A 16,856-nucleotide genomic window follows, 5' to 3' on the forward strand; every position below is an offset into this window, starting at 1 on the left:
CAGCCCGCACCCACCAGTGCGTTCGGCATGACGCAGCGAAGAAGGTGCGCCTGTGCCCGAGTTTTCACCATGGCACGACAATTCCCTCACATACGGTTCGCCCACTATCGAACCGGCGCCCGCCTCACGCATATCCAAAGATCCAGAATTCCGTACCCTGCGCCGCACGCAACGCAGGTTCGGTGTCCGCGCGACGCTCCTGTCGGCCGGCGGATTCCTGCTCTACGTGTTGGTGTCGCACTCCGTTCCCGGCCTGATGAACCGGCGTCTGACCGGTGACCTGACCCTCGGCCTGGCCATCGGTCTGGGCCAGTTCGCCGTGATGGGCCTGACGGCCTGGTGGTACCTGCGCCACATGCGCACCCGGGTCGACCCGATCGCCCGCGGCCTCGGCTCGCGTCTGCACCAGCACGAGACGGCCCGGCTGCGCGCACCCTCCCGGCACGGCGGGGCCGGGCGGACCGCCCGTCCCGGCTCCAGGGGGTACCGCACGTGGTGACCACCCTGTCCCAGGGCATCGTCGACCGGTTCAGCCTGCAACTGACCTTCGTGCTGTTCCTGTCGGTGGTCGTGGTCACGCTGTTCATGGCGCTGCTGACGGCCCCGCAGCGCGACGAGATCAGCGAGTTCTACCTCGGCAACCGCACCATGTCCCCGCTGCGCAACGGCCTCGCGATGTGCGGCGACTACGTGTCGGCCGCGACGCTGCTCGGCAGCACCGGGCTGGTCGCCCTGACCGGCTACGACGGCCTGCTGTACCTGGGCGGCACCGTGGTCGCCTGGATGACGGTGCTGCTGCTGATCGCCGAACCCCTGCGCCGCGCGGGCAGGTTCACGCTCGGCGACACCCTGGCACTGCGCCTGACCCGGCTGCAACGGCCCGCGCGGCTCGCCCTCGCGGTGTGCACGCTGGTCATCACGACCCTCTACCTGGTCGCCCAGCTCGTCGGCAGCATCGCCCTGCTGACCCAGTTCACGGGGGAGCCCAGCCCCGCCACCCGCACCCTGTGCGTGATCGTGATCGGCACCGTGGTGATCGTGTACGCGGCCATCGGCGGTATGCCCGGCGCCACGGTCATCCAGATCATCAAGGCCGTCATGCTGCTGGCCGGCGTGACGCTCACCGCCGTCATGGTGCTGCACCGCTACGACTGGAACCCGGGCGCCCTGCTGACGGCCGCCGCCGACCACAGCGGGGCCGGCGCCCGGTTCCTCGAACCGGGGTTGCGCTACGGCGCCAGCACCGCCAGCAAGCTCGACTTCCTCAGCCTGGAACTGGCGATCGTGCTGGGGCTCGCCGCACTGCCCCACGTCCTGATGCGTCTGCTGGCGCCGCGCAAGGTCGACGTGCTGCGCTCCTCCCTCGTATGGGCGGTGGGCCTGGTGGGTCTGGTCTGCCTCGCGGCCGGCGTCCTCGGACTCGGCGCCACCGCGGTCGTCGGCCGGGAGACCATCGCCGAGACCGACCACAAGGGCGACGCGGCCGTCCTGCTCCTCGCCAACGCCCTCGGCGGCGGGATCCTCACGGCCCTGCTGTCCTGCCTCGCCTTCGTCACCCTGCTCGCCGTCGCGGCCGGCCTCACCCTGGCCGCGGCCTCCTCGCTCGCCCACGACCTGTACGGCGAGGTGATCCGCGGGGGCCGCGCGAGCGAGACCGAGGAGCTGATGGTGGCCCGACTGTCCGCGGTCGTCATCGGCGTCCTGGCGATGCTGCTCGCGCTCGTCTCCTGGGGCGCCAACACCGCCACGCTCGCGTTCCTCGCCTTCGCCATCGCGGCGTCCGCGATCCTGCCGACGATCGTCTACACCCTCTTCTGGCGCCGCTTCACGGGCGAGGGAGCGCTGCTCGGCCTCTGGGGCGGCCTGCTCTGCTCGGTCCTGCTGGTGCTGTTCTCGCCGGTGGTCTCCTCCACCCCGGACTCGTTCTACCCGGACTCCGACTTCGCCTGGTTCCCGCTCCAGAACCCGGGCATCGTCTCGATCCCGGCGGGCTTCCTCCTCGGCTGGCTCGGCACCGTACTGAGCGACCGGCGGCGACCGGAGGACGACACCGCCTACGAGGAGTTCGAAGTGCGGATGCTCGTGGGCACCAAGGAGTGAGCCCCGCAGCGACGCCGGACCACACCGTCCACCAATTGTTAATGGGATCCATTTTCATGTAGCTTCCTCGGTGTTCGTTCACCGAGGAGGACCCTCATGGCTGTTCCCAAGCGGAAGATGTCCCGCAGCAACACCCGCCACCGCCGCGCCCAGTGGAAGGCGACCACGCCGTCGCTCGTCCCCGTGACGATCGACGGCGTGCGCCACCTCGTGCCGCAGCACCTGGTGAAGGCGTACGAACGGGGCCTGCTGCGCCCCGAGGGCTGACCGGGCGACCCGTTCCGGCGAATCACACCGTCGCACCCTGAGAACCGCTGAGGAATCCTGCGGGCTCCGTGGTGTTGAACCCTGTATGAGCTCCGTGATCGCCGCGACCCGCTTCTCCGTTCTCGACCGCTCCCGCACCCGGGAGGGCCATACGAACGCGGAGGCGCTGCGCGACACCGTCGGGCTGGCGCGGGAGGCCGAGGCGCTCGGCTACCACCGGTTCTGGGTCTCGGAGCACCACGGCGTGCCCGGGGTCGCCGGTTCGGCGCCGACCGTGCTGGCGGCCGCCGTGGCCGGTGCCACGCACTCCATCCGGGTCGGCACCGGCGGGGTGATGCTGCCCAACCACCGGCCTCTGGTCGTGGCCGAGCAGTTCGGGGTACTGGAGTCCCTGTTCCCCGGCCGGATCGACATGGGGATCGGGCGGTCCGTGGGTTTCACCGACGGCGTGCGCAGGGCGCTGGGCCGGGACAAGGGGGACGCGGAGGACTTCGCGGCGCAGATCCAGGAGCTGCTCGGCTGGTTCGAGGGCACCTCGCCGACCGGGGTGCACGCGCGGCCCGCCGAAGGGCTGGCCGTGCCGCCGTTCGTGCTGGCGATGGGCGAGGGCGCGGACATCGCGGCCCGCGCCGGGCTGCCGATGGTGATCGGTGACCTGCGGAACCGGGAGAAGATGCGGCGCGGCATCGACCACTACCGAGAGCACTTCCGGCCCTCCCCGTGGGCGAGCGAGCCGTACGTCGTGATCTCCGGCACGATCGCGGTGGCCGGGAGCCCCGAGGAGGCCCGCCGGCTGCTCGTGCCGGAGGCCTGGTCGATGGCCCACTCGCGCACCCGTGGCACCTTCCCGCCGCTGCCACCGGCCGAGCGCGTCGAGGGACTCCCCCTGACGGACAAGGAGCGCGGCTTCTACGAGGGCGGCCTGACGGGCCACATCGCCGGTACGGAGGACCAGGTCGCGCACGAGCTGGAGACGGTGCTGAAGGAGACCGGGGCGCAGGAGGTGCTGGTCACGACGAGTACCTACGACCGCGCGGCGCTGGTGGACTCCTACCGGCGGCTCGCCCGGATCGCCGCGGGGTGATCCGGGCGGGCCGCCGGACGGCGCGTCAGTCCGTGTCGCGCGGGTCGAAGGACCTGGTGTCGATCGTCAGCGGCTTCGGGAACGCGCGGGCCACCGACTCCCAGGGCGTGAACTTGAAGTTGGTGCCCTCCCGGTCGCCGTCCGCGGGCGCCGCCTCACCGTCGTGGGTGACCAGCAGGCCCTTGGGGAAGGACCGGCCCAGCGGGACGTTGACGACGGTCGCGCCGTCGGAGTGCTGCACGCCGTCGGTGGCGGCACTGTCGGTGACGGCGAAGGAGCCGAGGTAGGCGCCGCGGCCCTGACGCTCGTACACGGCGAAGGTGTTGTCGCCCTGGCTGGAGGCGAGCAGGTACCCCTTGCCGTCGGCGGCGTGGTAGATCGCGGCGCCCTCGGCGTCGGCGCTGAGGTGGTCACCGCCGAAGCCGGGGTCGTGGGCGGTGTCGATGACGCACTCCTCCTCCTCGGCGTCGTAGGTCCACGGCGTGCCGTACTCACGCACCCGGTCGATCAGCTCGGGCCGCTCGAACTCCTCGTCGTCGAGCCGGACCCGCCACAGCCCGACGTCCTCCTGGGCGGCGTACAGGACGTGCTTCTCCTGGTCGACGACCATGCCCTCGACCTGCGCGTGATCGCCGGGGTCGGCGCACGGCGTCCAGCTGCTGCCGTTCGGCAGGGTGAAGGAGCCGGGCAGGTCGAGGGTGTCCTCGGTCCTGTAGCCGACGCGGCCGCCCCGGTCCTCCAGCCGCAGCAGCCGGACACGGGTCTCCGAGCGGCGCGAGACGACGGCGTAGGCGTTGTCGTCGTCGCTGAAGGCCGCCAGGCCGTAGGCCGTGCGCTGGTCGTCCACCTCGCTCTCGCCCGCGGAGAAGACCGGCGCGGCGTTCGCCGCCGTGACGTCCCTCAGCGGGGGCCGGCCCGCGGCCACGGCCGCCGGGTCGATGGCGTAGGCCCGCACGCGGTCCCGGCCGCGGTCGCTGACCAGGGCCAAGTCGGTCTTCTTGCCGCCCAGTTCGAAGCCGTACACGACGTCGACGTTGTTGAAGCGGCCCGGCGCGGCGTCCTCGCCCGGCGCGGCGGGGGCGGCTATGTGCTGCAGACGCCGGCCGGCCAGGTCGTAGACGTCGAGGCCGGCCTCCTTCAGGGTGCCGATGACGAGGCTGCGGCCCGGGTCGCGGGGGTCGACCCAGACGGCCGGGTCGTCGGCGTCGGCGTTGCCGCCCGCCTCGTCGTCGTACACGGCGGGGGTCTCCGCGCGCGCGGAGACGGAGACCGGCTGCGGGGCGGAGGCGCCCGTGACCATCAGCAGCGCGGCGGTGAGAGTGCTCAGAGCGGAAGCGCTCACGATACTCCTCGGTAGGAAGAGAGACTGGCGAGACGCTATGGGCGACCGGTGTGGGAGAGCCGACGCCGTCGTGAACAACAGGTGGCTCATGCGGGCGGCGCGCCTGGTTCGCATACAATCGCGGGGTTTGCCCGCACTCCGACCGCCCACCCTCCGGAGCGTCCGCCCATGCACTCCCCGCACGATCCGAACGTCCGTGTCCGTGGCGCCCGTGAGCACAACCTCAAGAGCGTGGACGTCGACATTCCGCGGGATGTGCTGGCCGTGTTCACGGGGGTGTCCGGGTCCGGGAAGTCGTCGCTCGCCTTCGGCACGATCTACGCCGAGGCCCAGCGCCGCTACTTCGAGTCGGTCGCGCCGTACGCCCGCCGGCTGATCCACCAGGTCGGCGCGCCGAAGGTCGGCGAGATCACCGGGCTGCCGCCCGCGGTCTCGCTGCAGCAGCGCCGCTCGGCACCGATGTCGCGCTCCTCCGTCGGCACGGTCACCAACCTCTCCAACTCCCTGCGGATGCTGTACTCCCGGGCCGGTCGGTACCCGCCGGGCGCGGAGCGGCTCGACTCGGACTCGTTCTCGCCGAACACGGCCGCCGGGGCGTGCCCGCAGTGCCACGGGCTGGGCCAGGTGCACCGCACGACGGAGGAGTTGCTGGTCCCCGATCCCGCGCTGTCGATCCGCGAGGGCGCGATCGCCGCCTGGCCGGGCGCCTGGCAGGGCAAGAACCTGCGCGACATCCTCGACGCGCTCGGGTACGACGTCGACCGGCCCTGGCGCGAGCTGCCCGCCGGCGAGCGGGAGTGGATCCTGTTCACCGACGAGCAGCCGGTCGTCACCGTGCACCCGGTGCGCGACGCGGACCGTATCCAACGGCCGTACCAGGGCACGTACATGAGTGCCCGCCGCTATGTGATGAAGACGTTCTCCGACTCCAGGAGCACGACCCTGCGGGCGAAGGCGGAGCGGTTCCTGGCGGCCGCGCCCTGCCCGGCGTGCGGCGGCAGCAGGCTGCGGCCCGAGGCGCTGGCGGTGACCTTCGCGGGCCGCACGATCGCCGAGCTGGCGGCGCTGCCGCTGACCGAGCTGGCGGGCTCGCTGGAGGGCGGCGCCTCGGAGACGGCCCGTGTCCTCACCGAGGACCTCAAGTCCCGTATCGGGCCCGTCGTCGAGCTCGGTCTCGGCTACCTCAGCCTGGACCGGGCGACACCCACCCTCTCGGCCGGTGAGCTCCAGCGCCTGCGGCTCGCCACCCAGCTCCGGTCCGGGCTCTTCGGAGTCGTGTACGTCCTGGACGAGCCGTCCGCCGGGCTGCACCCGGCGGACACGGAGGCTCTGCTGCGGGTGCTGGCACGGCTGAAGGCCGCCGGGAACACGGTGTTCGTCGTCGAGCACCACCTCGACGTCATGCGGGGCGCCGACTGGCTGGTCGACGTGGGGCCACGTGCCGGTGAACACGGCGGGCGGGTGCTGCACAGCGGTCCGGTGGCCGAGCTGGCGTCGGTCGCGGAGTCGGCGACGGCACGTTTCCTGTTCGACGACTCCCCCGCCGCCGCACGCCAAGTGCGCTCCCCGCACGGCCGGTTGAAGGTCGGGCCGGTGACCCGGCACAACCTGCGCGGAGTGACCGCCGAGTTCCCGCTCGGCGTGTTCACGGCCGTGACGGGCGTCTCCGGCTCCGGCAAGTCGACGCTGATCGGCGAGATCACCGAGGACCTGGTGGGGGTGGGGCGCCTGGTCTCGGTCGACCAGAGGCCCATCGGCCGTACCCCGCGCTCCAATCTCGCCACGTACACCGGCCTCTTCGACGTCGTGCGCAAGGTGTTCGCGGCCACCGACGAGGCGCGGGCGCGTGGGTACGGCGTCGGGCGCTTCTCGTTCAACGTCGCGGGAGGCCGCTGCGAGACCTGTCAGGGCGAGGGGTTCGTCAGCGTCGAGCTGCTGTTCCTGCCGAGCACGTACGCGCCCTGCCCGGACTGCAACGGAGCCCGCTACAACCCCGAGACGCTGCGAGTGACCTACCGGGGACAAAACATCGCGCAGGTGCTGGACCTGACGGTGGAGAGCGCGGCGGAGTTCTTCGCGGACACCGCGACGGTGGCGCGCAGCCTGGCCACCCTCCTCGACGTGGGTCTCGGCTACCTCCGGCTGGGCCAGCCCGCCACCGAGCTGTCCGGCGGCGAGGCACAGCGCATCAAGCTGGCGAGCGAGTTGCAGCGTGGCCGGCGCGGCCACACGCTCTACCTGCTGGACGAGCCGACGACCGGACTGCACCCGGCCGACGTCGAGGTGCTGATGCGTCAGCTGCACGGGCTGGTCGACGCCGGGAACACGGTCGTGGTCGTCGAGCACGACATGTCCGTCGTCGCGGGCGCGGACTGGGTGATCGACCTGGGGCCGGGCGGCGGTGACGCGGGCGGACACATCGTGGCGGCGGGTCCGCCCGCTCGGGTGGCACAGGAGACGGGGAGCGCGACCGCTCCCTATCTCACCCGGGTCATGCCGTGAGGGGCTCGCACGACGGGGTCGGCGACACCGGCTGATCCGCCGCGGTGACGGGCACGGCGCGCTGCTGCCGGGGAACCCGGACCGGACGCTCCCGCGGCAGCGCGGACGCCTCGGCCGCCTCGGCCAGCGAGCGGCGGTCGCATCGGCCGCCCGGCACGATCGGCTCCCGCACCTCCGCCTCGGCGACCAGTGCGCGTGCCCTGGTCACCCGCCACACCGACGCCAGCAGCGAGTCGTCGCCGACGAAGGCGGCGGACGTGCCGGCGGCGCCGTCCGTCACGCGGTAGCTCAGCCGCACCGGCTGCACGGGGGCCCCCGCGTCGAGGGCGGCCTGGAAGGCGGCGCGTCGGAAGCTGCCCTGGGCCCGGCCGCACCAGGTGCTGCCCTCGGGGAAGACGGTCACCGCCTCGCCGGCCCGCAGGGCCCCGGCGATCCGGGCCACCGTCTCCGGCAGCGCGCGGATCCGGTCGCGGTCGATGAACAGCGCGCCGCTGCGCGCGGTCAGCCATCCCGCGACCGGCCAGTCACGGATCTCCGACTTCGCGAGCATCCGGGCCGGGCGCACGGCGGCGAGCAGCGGGATGTCCAGCCAGGAGACGTGGTTGGCGACCAGCAGCAGCCCGCCCCCGGGCGCCGCGGGGCCGGTGATCCGTACCCGGACCCCCGCGGCCCGTACGACCCACCGGCTCCAGCGGCGGATCAGTCCGGCGGGGATCCGCCCGCCGAGGGGGATGGCCGCGCACCCGAGGGCCAGCAGGAACAGGACCGCCACGATCCGCAGGGCGGCCAGCGGCACGGCCCTGGCCGGACCGGTGCCCTCGATGCAGGTCCGCGGGGTGCAGGGAGCACTGGGCCGCCACAGGGTTCCGGCGTCGGCCGCGTGCCTCGTGCGGCCCTCGGCCGGTGTGCCGGCCGAGGGGGCGACGGCCGTGGGGACACCCACGGCACCGAGGGAGGAGGTGCTCATGGCCGCCACGTCGCTCACGCCGGGGCGAGCGAGAGGAAGTGCCGCAGATAGCGCGAGTTGACCCGGCGCATCGACAGCAGCACGTACAGGTCGGCGACGCCGAACTCCGGGTCGTGGGCGGCCTCGCCGCACACCCAGGCGCCCAGGCGGATGTAGCCGCGCAGGAGGGCGGGGAGTTCGACGCGCGTGGCGGGGGCCGGGGCGGTCGGCTCCCAGGGCCGCAGCGGCCGTACCCGGTACTCCTCCGGGGCCAGGTGCTTGGCCTGCACGCGGTCCCAGGTCGCGGCGGCGAGGGTGCCGCCGTCCGCGAGCGGGATCGAGCAGCAGCCGGCGAGCCACTCGTGGCCGCGGTCGACCATGTAGCGGGCGATGCCGGCCCAGATGAGGCTGATCACGGCGCCGTCGCGGTGGTCGGGGTGGACGCAGGAGCGGCCCACCTCGACCAGATTCGGACGAAGGGAGTCGATCCGGGTGAGGTCGAACTCGCCCTCGGAGTAGAGTCGGCCCGCGACCGCGGCCCGCTCCGGCGGGAGCAGCCGGTAGGTGCCGACGACCTGTCCGGACACCTCCTCACGGACGAGCAGGTGGTCGCAGTACGCGTCGAAGGCATCGATGTCGTGGCCCGGCTGCGGGGTGGTCAGCAGGGCTCCCATCTCGCCGGCGAAGACGTCGTGCCGCAGCCGCTGGGCGGCGCGCACGTCCTCCTCGTTGCGGGCGAGCCCCACGGTGTAACGGGTGGGTGCCGTGGGCTGCGGGGGACGGTCGACGGTCAGTACGCCGGTCATGGCTTACTCCTGGTCACGGGCCGGGGACGGCGAGCGGCGGGCAGGTGCGAACGGTGCGGTGTGCCGCCCCTGTTCTTCCTATGCCGGTTGGCGTACGCGTGACCTGTGCCAGGAGCGCGGATGTGCGGATGTTGAACGGCGTGGGCCGGTACCGGTCGTCCACATTCCGGTGCCCGTCCGGTCAGCCGGAAGGTCCGGCGCCGTTCACCTGACGGGTGCGGGAAAGGCGAAACGGGGCCGGAGAGCACCACTCCGGCCCCGCCCGTCCGCACCTGACGGCGAACGTCCACTGCAACGCCCCGAAGGGGCGCGGGGAACTGCGCGACAAGCCACGACGAGCCCGCACCCGCCGAACCGCCGTCCCCGCTACGGCGCTACCGCTTCACCTTCCGCGTAGCCCGCAGCCACTCCTTGTTCATGCTCGTGATCGACATCAGCGGAATGCCCTTGGGGCACGTCGTCGCGCACTCGCCGGCCAGCGTGCACCCCCCGAACCCCTCGTCGTCCATCTGCGCCACCATGTCCAGCACCCGCGTCTCCCGCTCGGGCGCCCCCTGCGGCAGCACGTTCAGATGGTTGATCTTGGCGGAGGTGAACAGCATCGCCGCCCCGTTGGGGCACGCCGCCACACACGCGCCGCATCCGATGCACTCGGCGTGCTCGAAGGCGAGGTCGGCGTCCGGCTTCGGCACCGGCGTCGCATGCGCTTCGGGAGCCGCCCCCGTCGGCGCCGTGATGTATCCGCCCGCCTGGATGATCCGGTCGAACGCCGAACGATCGACGACCAGGTCCTTGATCACCGGGAACGCCGACGCCCGCCACGGCTCGATGTCGATCGTGTCGCCGTCCTGGAAGGACCGCATGTGCAGTTGGCAGGTCGTCGTGCGTTCGGGCCCGTGCGCGTCGCCGTTGATGACGAGCGAGCACGCGCCGCAGATGCCCTCGCGGCAGTCGTGGTCGAAGGCGACCGGGTCCTCGCCCTTGAGGATGAGCTCCTCGTTGAGGGTGTCGAGCATCTCCAGGAAGGACATGTCGGAGGAGATGCCGTCCACCTCGTACGTGGACATGGCGCCGTCGGCGTCGGCGTTCTTCTGCCGCCAGACGCGCAGGGTGAGCTTCATGCGTAGCTCCGCTGGGTGGGGTGGACGTACTCGAAGACCAGGTCTTCCTTGTGCAGCACGGGAGCGGCGCCCGTGTCGGTGAACTCCCAGGCCGCCGCGTAGGCGAACTCGTCGTCCTTGCGGGCCGCCTCGCCGTCCGGCGTCTGCGACTCCTCGCGGAAGTGGCCGCCGCACGACTCGTCGCGGTGCAGCGCGTCGAGGCACATCAGCTCGGCGAGCTCGAGGTAGTCGACGACACGGTTGGCCTTCTCCAGCGACTGGTTGAACTCCTCGCCGGTGCCGGGCACCTTGATCCGGCGCCAGAACTCCTCACGGATCTGCGGGATCCGCTCCAGGGCCTTGCGCAGCCCGCTCTCCGTACGGGCCATGCCGCAGAACTCCCACATCAGCTCGCCGACCTCGCGGTGGAAGGAGTCCGGTGTGCGGTCTCCGTCCACGGCGAGCAGCAGGTTGAGCCGGTCCTGGGTCTCGGCGAGCGTCTCCTGGACCACGGGGTGGTCGTCGGTGACCTGCTCGTGGTGGGGGTTGCGGGCGAGGTAGTCGTTGATGGTGGCCGGCAGCACGAAGTAGCCGTCGGCCAGGCCCTGCATCAGGGCGGACGCGCCGAGGCGGTTCGCGCCGTGGTCGGAGAAGTTGGCCTCACCGATCGCGAACAGGCCGGGGACGGTGGTCTGCAGGTCGTAGTCCACCCACAGGCCGCCCATCGTGTAGTGCACGGCCGGGTAGATCCGCATCGGCACCTCGTACGGATCCTCGTCGGTGATCCGCTGGTACATGTCGAAGAGGTTGCCGTACTTGGCCTCGACGGCCTTGCGGCCCATGCGCTCGATCGCATCCGCGAAGTCGAGGTAGACGCCCTGTCCGCCGGGCCCGACGCCCCTGCCCTCGTCGCACACGTTCTTCGCGGCGCGCGAGGCGATGTCGCGGGGCACGAGGTTGCCGAAGGACGGGTAGATGCGCTCCAGGTAGTAGTCGCGCTCGTCCTCGGGGATCTTGTTCGCGGGGCGGTCGTCGCCCTTGGCCTTCGGCACCCAGATCCGGCCGTCGTTGCGCAGCGACTCGCTCATCAGCGTCAGCTTGGACTGGTGGTCGCCGGTACGCGGGATGCACGTCGGGTGGATCTGCGTGAAACAGGGGTTGGCGAAGTAGGCGCCGCGCCGGTGCGCCCGCCAGACGGCGGTGGCGTTGGAGTTCATGGCGTTCGTCGACAGGTAGAAGACGTTGCCGTAGCCGCCGCTGGCGAGGACGACCGCGTCCGCGAAGTACGTGTCGATGCGGCCGGTGATCAGGTCGCGCGCCACGATGCCGCGCGCCTTCCCGTCGATGACGATCAGGTCGAGCATCTCGGTGCGCGGGTGCATCTCGATGTTGCCGGCGGCGATCTGCCGGCTGAGGGCCTGGTAGGCGCCCAGGAGGAGCTGCTGGCCCGTCTGGCCGCGGGCGTAGAAGGTGCGGGAGACCTGGACGCCGCCGAAGGAGCGGGTGTCGAGCAGGCCGCCGTACTCGCGGGCGAACGGCACGCCCTGCGCCACGCACTGGTCGATGATCTCGACCGAGATCTGCGCGAGGCGGTGGACGTTGGACTCGCGGGCGCGGAAGTCGCCGCCCTTGACGGTGTCGTAGAAGAGCCGGTGGACGGAGTCGCCGTCGTTGCGGTAGTTCTTCGCCGCGTTGATGCCGCCCTGGGCGGCGATGGAGTGGGCGCGGCGCGGGGAGTCCTGGTAGCAGAACTGGACGACGTGGTAGCCCTGTTCGGCGAGGGTGGCACCGGCGGAACCGCCGGCCAGGCCCGTCCCGACCACGATCACCGTGTGCTTGCGCCGGTTGGCGGGGTTGACCAGCTTGGCCTCGAAGCGGCGCGTGTCCCAGCGCTCGTTGACGGGACCGGACGGGGCTTTGGTGTCGGCGACGGATTCGCCGGTCGAGTAGTCGGTGTAGGTCATCTTCAGCTCACCACTCCGGTCATGACGCCCACGGGTACGGCGATGAACCCGACCGTGAGCAGCAGCGCGAGGACGTTGGCCGTGGTCTTCAGGACGCGGTCGCGGGTGCGGCTGCCGGCGCCGAGGGTCTGGGCGGCGCTCCAGAAGCCGTGCCGGATGTGCAGGCCGAGCGCGAGCATCGCGACGATGTAGATGACGTTGCCGTACCAGGTGGAGAAGGTGTCCACGACGTTCTGGTACGGGTGGCCCTTCTGGAAGCCGCCGGAGTGCACGGTGCCGGTCGTCAGGTCCAGGATGTGCCAGACGATGAACAGGCCGAGGATGATGCCGCCCCAGCGCATGGTGCGCGTGGCGTAGCTCGCCCGCGGCTTCTTGTGCACGTACTTGGCGGGGCGGGCCCTGATGTCGCGGCGGCTGAGCTGGTACGCCGAGGTGGCGTGCGCGACGACGGCGACGACCAGCACGATCCGGACGAGCCAGAGCGTCCACTCGTAGTGCATGAACGGCTCACCGACGGTGCGCAGCCAGTGCGCGTAGTGGTTGAACTCGCCCGCCCCGAAGAAGATCTTCAGGTTTCCGATCATGTGGACGACCAGGTACAGCAGCATGATCAGCCCGCTGACCGCCATCACGGTCTTCTTGCCGACGGTGGAGTCCCACACCGTGCGTGCCATGGACGGCCGTCGATCCGTCCGCGTTGCCAGAGCCATGGAACACGACGCTAGGGCCGAACGGCCCCATCGGTCCAAGACATGGTCCGGCTCGTTTCCATAGCCTGGACCTATGATGGCTGGATGCAGTTCCAGCAGCTCCAGTACTTCGTGGCGGTCGCCGAGACCCGGCACTTCACCCGGGCCGCCGACCTGGTGCATGTCGCGCAGCCCTCGCTGTCGCAGCAGATCAAGGCGCTGGAAAGGGAGTTGGGCGCGGACCTGTTCCTGCGGGCGCGCGGCAACATCTCCCTCACCGACGCCGGAGAGGCCCTGCTCCCGCTGGCCCGGCGCATCCTGGCCGACGCGGACACCGCCCGCCACGAGGTGCAGGAGCTGGTGCAGCTGCGCCGGGGCCGGGTCCGTCTCGGGGCGACGCCGAGCCTGTGCACGGGCCTGCTCCCGGACGTGCTGCGCGCCTTCCACGACCGCTATCCCGGCATCCAGCTCCTGATCGAGGAGGGCGGCTCGCACGATCTCGTACGGCAGCTCGCCCGCGGCGCGCTCGACCTGGCGCTGGTCGTGCTGCCGCTGCCGTCGCCGTCCCCGGCGCTGACCACGGTGGAGCTGCTGCGCGAGGACCTCGTGGTCGTCTCCTCCCCCGACGCTCCCCGCCCCGGCGGCGGCCGGCGCACGGTGCGCGTCGCCGATCTGGAGGGCGAGCGTCTGGTGATGTTCCGGCACGGCTACGACCTGCGGGAACTGACCGTGGCCGCGTGCCGTGCCGAGGGCTTCGAGCCGGACTTCGCGGTGGAGGGCGGGGAGATGGACGCGGTGCTGGGGTTCGTCCGGGCCGGCCTCGGGGTGGCCGTCGTACCGCGCATGGTGGCGGCGCGGTCGGGCCGGGGGCTGCGGGTCACCCCGCTGGCCCGGCCCGGTCTGAACCGGACGATCGCGCTGGCCCACCGCAGCGATGTGGCGCCGCCGCGGGCCGCGCGGGAGTTGCAGCGGATGCTGCTGGAGCGGTGAGCCGTCAGGAGCGCGGGGCCAGGAGGTCCGGCATGCCGATGCGCTCGTAGAACTCGGCGCGGACGGTGTCGGCGACGTCGCTGACCCGCTCCGAGCCGTCGTCCGCCGGGTCGATGGTGGTGCGGAACGGGCGCTCCCCCTTCGGGGTGTCGACGATACGGACGATGGCGCGGGCGACCTCCCGGACGTCGGCGTCGGCCGGCGACAGGGCGGCCAGCGCCTTGCCCACCTCGTCCATCAGACCGGCGTAGAAGGCGTCGTACGCCTCTGCCGTGGCCGTGTCGGCGGGGTGCATCGCGTGGGCGAAGTGGTTGGTGCCGGAGGTGAAGGAGCCCGGGATCACGATGGCCGTGTCGATGCCGAAGCGGCTCAGCTCGACGGCGTAGCTCTTGGCCAGGTGGTCCATCGCGGCCTTGGCGCCGAAGTACGGGCCGAGGTAGGGCGGGGTGCCGCCGTAGGTGCTGGAGGAGCCCACCCACAGCAGCAGGCCGTCGCGCCGCTCGCGCATCCCGGGCAGGACCGCGCGGTTGACGCGCTGCGTGGACAGCACGTTGGTGTCGTAGATCTGGGCGATCTGCTCCGGTGTGAAGGACTCGGTCGGGCCGAGCACCATGTGCCCGGCGTTGTGCACGACGACGTCGATACGGCCCGCCTCGGCCAGGACCCGGGCGACCCCGGCGTCCACGGATTCCTGGCTGGAGACGTCGAGTTCGACGGTGCGCAGGGCGACACCGTGCTCGTCGGCGTAGGACCCCGCGTCGGCGACGGCGGGGGCGTTGCGGCCGGTGGTCTGTCGTATGCCGCCGTAGACGGTGTGGCCGGCGTCGGCGAGGGCTCGGGCGGTCAGGGCGCCGAAACCGCTGGAGGCACCCGTGACGAGGACGACGGAGGGCATGGCGGACTCCTTGCTGGGTGTGGGGGCGTACGAGGGGACGCGGCCCGGTGATCGGGTCGGTCAGCCGAAGGTGATCACGCTGCGGCCGTGGGCGGATCCGTCGGCCATCGCGTCGAGCGCGGCCGGTGCCTGCTCCAGGGTGATCGGGGTGACCTCGGGCAGGATCCCGTGGGCCGCCGAGAAGGCGAGGGTGTCGCGCAGGTCGTGCGGGGAACCGGACGGCGAGGCGACCACGTGCAGCCGGTTGAGGATCATGGGCGGGGTGGGCAGGGTGAGCGGCTCGTTGCCGTAGCCGAGGAGCAGCAAGGTGCCGTCGGGGGCGAGGCCGCCCAGGGTGGCGGCGGCCGCCGCGGTGGACGGGGCGGCGTTCAGGACCACGTCCGCGCCGCCGTCCCAGCCCTTCAGGGCGTCGGCCGGGTCGGATGCGTCGGTGGCGACGAACAGCTCCGCGCCCAGGGCCTTGGCCTGGTCCTCGCCGCGCCGGGAGCGGCCCACCACGGCGAGACGGGCGCCCATGGCGACGGCGTAGCGCGCGGCCAGGGCTCCGACTCCGCCCAGTCCGACGACGGCGACGCGGGAGCCGGCGGTCGCGCCGGCCTGCCGCAGCCCGTTGAAGGCGGTGAGGCCGGCGCACATCAGCGGTGCCGCGGCCACCGGGTCGAGTCCGTCCGGCAGCGGGGTGACGAAGCCGGCCTTGAACAGGGCGTACTCGGCGTAGCCGCCGTCGGCGACGATGCCGGTGATCCGCTTGCGGGGGCACAGGATCTGGTCGCCGCGCACGCAGTGGTCGCAGTGCCCGCAGGAGTCGTACAGGAACTGGGCGCCCACCACCGTGCCGACCTCCGGGAAGGTCACGCCCTCACCGACCGCGGTCACCACGCCGGTGACCTCGTGCCCGGGGACGACCGGGTAACGGGCGAAGGGGTAGTGGCCGCGCAGCAGGTTCAGGTCGGAGAAGCAGACTCCGCAGGCGGTGACCTTGACGAGGACCTCGCCGGCGCCGGGCTGGGGGACGTCGAGGGTGTCGAGGGCCAGCGGGAGGTTCGGGCCGGTGGCGACAGCAGCACGCATCGCGGGCTCCAAAGGGGGATCGGGGGGAAGTGCTCCGGTGGGTTCCCGGTGCTTCCGAGTCTGTGAGCCCGCTCCGGTCGCGTCCAATGCCGGTTGCGGCCCGATTGATGCCCGGACGGCATCGACGCAGGTCTACGCGGTCGACCGGGCCCGTGCGGCGGCGTGCACCGTCTCGACGAAGGCGGTGACGAGGTGGGAGGGGCGCGCGGGGTTCCAGGCCAGGGACACCTGCCCGGGCACCACGTCGGCGACCGGGACGTAGGCGATGTCGGACCGGGGGAACGCGGCGGCCACGGAGCTCGGCACGAAGGCGATGCCGCGCCCGCCGCGGACGTAGCCCAGCAGCTCCTCCATGTCGTGGAAGGCGGGGCCGTGCCCGGGCCGGGTGCCGTCGGGGCGCGGATCGGCGTTCCAGACCGCGGACCATGCCTCGGTGGCCTCCGCGTACTCCAGGACGGGTTCGTCGGTGAGGGCGGCGAGGGCGACCTTGGCGTCGTGGGCCCGCGGATGGCCGACGGGCAGGACGGCGGCGATGTGCTCGGGGTAGAGCGGCAGGAGGTCCACGCCCTCGGTCTCCAGGGGCGGCCGGACGAACCCCACGTCGACACTGCCGTCCAGCAGGGCCCTCGCCTGGCTCCACCAGCGCAGCCGGACCAGCTCGATGGACACCCGGGGGAAGCGTGCCGAGAACGCGTTCAGCGCGAGACCGACGTCCGTGCCGAGCATGAACCCGACGATCAGCGCGTGGTCGCCGGCGCCGATGCGCCGGGCCCGCTCCTGGGCGGCCTCCGAGGCGGCGAGCAGCGCCTTGGCGTCGCGCAGGAACTGTTCACCGGCCGGGGTGAGCGCGACGTCGCGGGTGGAGCGGGTGAACAGTTCGACCCGCAGCTCGTGCTCCAGCTGCCGCACCTGCCGGGACAGCGCGGGCTGGGTGACATGCAGGGCGACGGCCGCCTGACCGAAGTGCCGGCGCTCGGCCACGGCCACGAAGTAGCGCAGTTTGCGCAGATCGAGATCGATCGGCCTGTCGGGCATGGCGGGCCCTGCCTTTCCGCTCACCGACCGGGCGTGCCGTACCGCCGTCGATGTCTCTCACGCTA

15 protein-coding genes are annotated in these 16,856 nt (G+C 72.1%); 6 read left to right on the top strand and 9 right to left on the bottom strand.

The genetic code is table 11. The features are described 5' to 3' along the window. Nucleotides 1–52: 52 nt before the first annotated feature. The 4 genes from ACGFW6_RS05135 (at nucleotide 53) to ACGFW6_RS05150 (ending at nucleotide 3,451) form a co-directional block, all read left to right on the top strand. Nucleotides 53–499: a DUF485 domain-containing protein gene (locus ACGFW6_RS05135; RefSeq protein ID WP_393504765.1), complete on the top strand. Its 447-nt coding sequence runs from the start codon at nucleotides 53–55 to the stop codon at nucleotides 497–499. Next, entirely contained in the window at nucleotides 496–2,100 is a 1,605-nt protein-coding gene (locus ACGFW6_RS05140) for a cation acetate symporter (RefSeq protein WP_393505103.1), read from the top strand. The genes ACGFW6_RS05135 and ACGFW6_RS05140 overlap by 4 nt, the downstream gene beginning before the upstream one ends. Before the next feature lie 96 nt (nucleotides 2,101–2,196). Next, complete coding sequence (gene rpmF, locus ACGFW6_RS05145) at nucleotides 2,197–2,367, top strand: 50S ribosomal protein L32 (RefSeq protein WP_393504767.1); 171 nt, start codon at nucleotides 2,197–2,199, stop codon at nucleotides 2,365–2,367. An 85-nt stretch (nucleotides 2,368–2,452) separates the two neighbouring features. Beyond that, nucleotides 2,453–3,451, top strand: coding sequence for an LLM class flavin-dependent oxidoreductase (locus ACGFW6_RS05150; RefSeq protein WP_393504769.1), 999 nt, complete (start codon nucleotides 2,453–2,455; stop codon nucleotides 3,449–3,451). A 25-nt stretch (nucleotides 3,452–3,476) separates the two neighbouring features. Here ACGFW6_RS05150 and ACGFW6_RS05155 read toward each other — a convergent pair whose 3' ends face one another. After that, nucleotides 3,477–4,793 (bottom strand): phytase, encoded by a 1,317-nt coding sequence (locus ACGFW6_RS05155; RefSeq protein ID WP_393504771.1) that lies wholly within the window; start codon nucleotides 4,791–4,793, stop codon nucleotides 3,477–3,479. A gap of 168 nt (nucleotides 4,794–4,961) precedes the next feature. Here ACGFW6_RS05155 and ACGFW6_RS05160 point away from each other — a divergent pair, with 168 nt between their 5' ends. Continuing rightward, nucleotides 4,962–7,295: an ABC transporter gene (locus ACGFW6_RS05160; RefSeq protein WP_393504773.1), complete on the top strand. Its 2,334-nt coding sequence runs from the start codon at nucleotides 4,962–4,964 to the stop codon at nucleotides 7,293–7,295. Here the strand turns inward: ACGFW6_RS05160 and ACGFW6_RS05165 are convergent. The 5 genes from ACGFW6_RS05165 to ACGFW6_RS05185 all read right to left on the bottom strand — a co-directional run bounded on the left by ACGFW6_RS05165 (nucleotide 7,285) and on the right by ACGFW6_RS05185 (nucleotide 12,785). Beyond that, entirely contained in the window at nucleotides 7,285–8,262 is a 978-nt protein-coding gene (locus ACGFW6_RS05165; protein ID WP_393504775.1) for a lysophospholipid acyltransferase family protein, read from the bottom strand. The two genes, ACGFW6_RS05160 and ACGFW6_RS05165, sit on opposite strands and share 11 nt — an antisense overlap. Before the next feature lie 14 nt (nucleotides 8,263–8,276). Further along, the gene (locus tag ACGFW6_RS05170) at nucleotides 8,277–9,047 is read right to left on the bottom strand and encodes a GNAT family N-acetyltransferase (RefSeq protein ID WP_393504777.1); all 771 of its coding nucleotides are present in this window, start codon (nucleotides 9,045–9,047) and stop codon (nucleotides 8,277–8,279) included. Between the two features lie 374 nt (nucleotides 9,048–9,421). Further along, complete coding sequence (locus tag ACGFW6_RS05175) at nucleotides 9,422–10,168, bottom strand: succinate dehydrogenase/fumarate reductase iron-sulfur subunit (protein ID WP_393504779.1); 747 nt, start codon at nucleotides 10,166–10,168, stop codon at nucleotides 9,422–9,424. Then, nucleotides 10,165–12,111, bottom strand: coding sequence for a fumarate reductase/succinate dehydrogenase flavoprotein subunit (locus tag ACGFW6_RS05180; protein ID WP_393504781.1), 1,947 nt, complete (start codon nucleotides 12,109–12,111; stop codon nucleotides 10,165–10,167). Before ACGFW6_RS05180 ends, ACGFW6_RS05175 begins: the two co-directional genes overlap by 4 nt. A 2-nt stretch (nucleotides 12,112–12,113) precedes the next feature. After that, a complete protein-coding gene (locus ACGFW6_RS05185; RefSeq protein WP_393504783.1) occupies nucleotides 12,114–12,785 on the bottom strand; it encodes a succinate dehydrogenase in 672 nt (223 codons plus the stop codon). Nucleotides 12,786–12,905: 120 nt separating this feature from the next. Between ACGFW6_RS05185 and ACGFW6_RS05190 the strand changes: the two genes are divergently transcribed. Beyond that, a complete protein-coding gene (locus ACGFW6_RS05190; RefSeq protein ID WP_393504785.1) occupies nucleotides 12,906–13,790 on the top strand; it encodes a LysR family transcriptional regulator in 885 nt (294 codons plus the stop codon). Between the two features lie 4 nt (nucleotides 13,791–13,794). Here ACGFW6_RS05190 and ACGFW6_RS05195 read toward each other — a convergent pair whose 3' ends face one another. The 3 genes from ACGFW6_RS05195 to ACGFW6_RS05205 all read right to left on the bottom strand — a co-directional run bounded on the left by ACGFW6_RS05195 (nucleotide 13,795) and on the right by ACGFW6_RS05205 (nucleotide 16,791). Continuing rightward, nucleotides 13,795–14,685: an SDR family oxidoreductase gene (locus tag ACGFW6_RS05195; protein WP_393504787.1), complete on the bottom strand. Its 891-nt coding sequence runs from the start codon at nucleotides 14,683–14,685 to the stop codon at nucleotides 13,795–13,797. 60 nt (nucleotides 14,686–14,745) lie between these two features. Continuing rightward, on the bottom strand, nucleotides 14,746–15,756 hold the full coding sequence (locus ACGFW6_RS05200; protein WP_393504789.1) for an alcohol dehydrogenase catalytic domain-containing protein: 1,011 nt from the start codon (nucleotides 15,754–15,756) through the stop codon (nucleotides 14,746–14,748). Nucleotides 15,757–15,888: 132 nt separating this feature from the next. Beyond that, a complete protein-coding gene (locus tag ACGFW6_RS05205; protein ID WP_393504791.1) occupies nucleotides 15,889–16,791 on the bottom strand; it encodes a LysR family transcriptional regulator in 903 nt (300 codons plus the stop codon). Nucleotides 16,792–16,856 lie beyond the last annotated feature (65 nt).

This window comes from Streptomyces sp. Y7, assembly GCF_043195415.1.
Classification (GTDB): Bacteria; Actinomycetota; Actinomycetes; order Streptomycetales; family Streptomycetaceae; genus Streptomyces.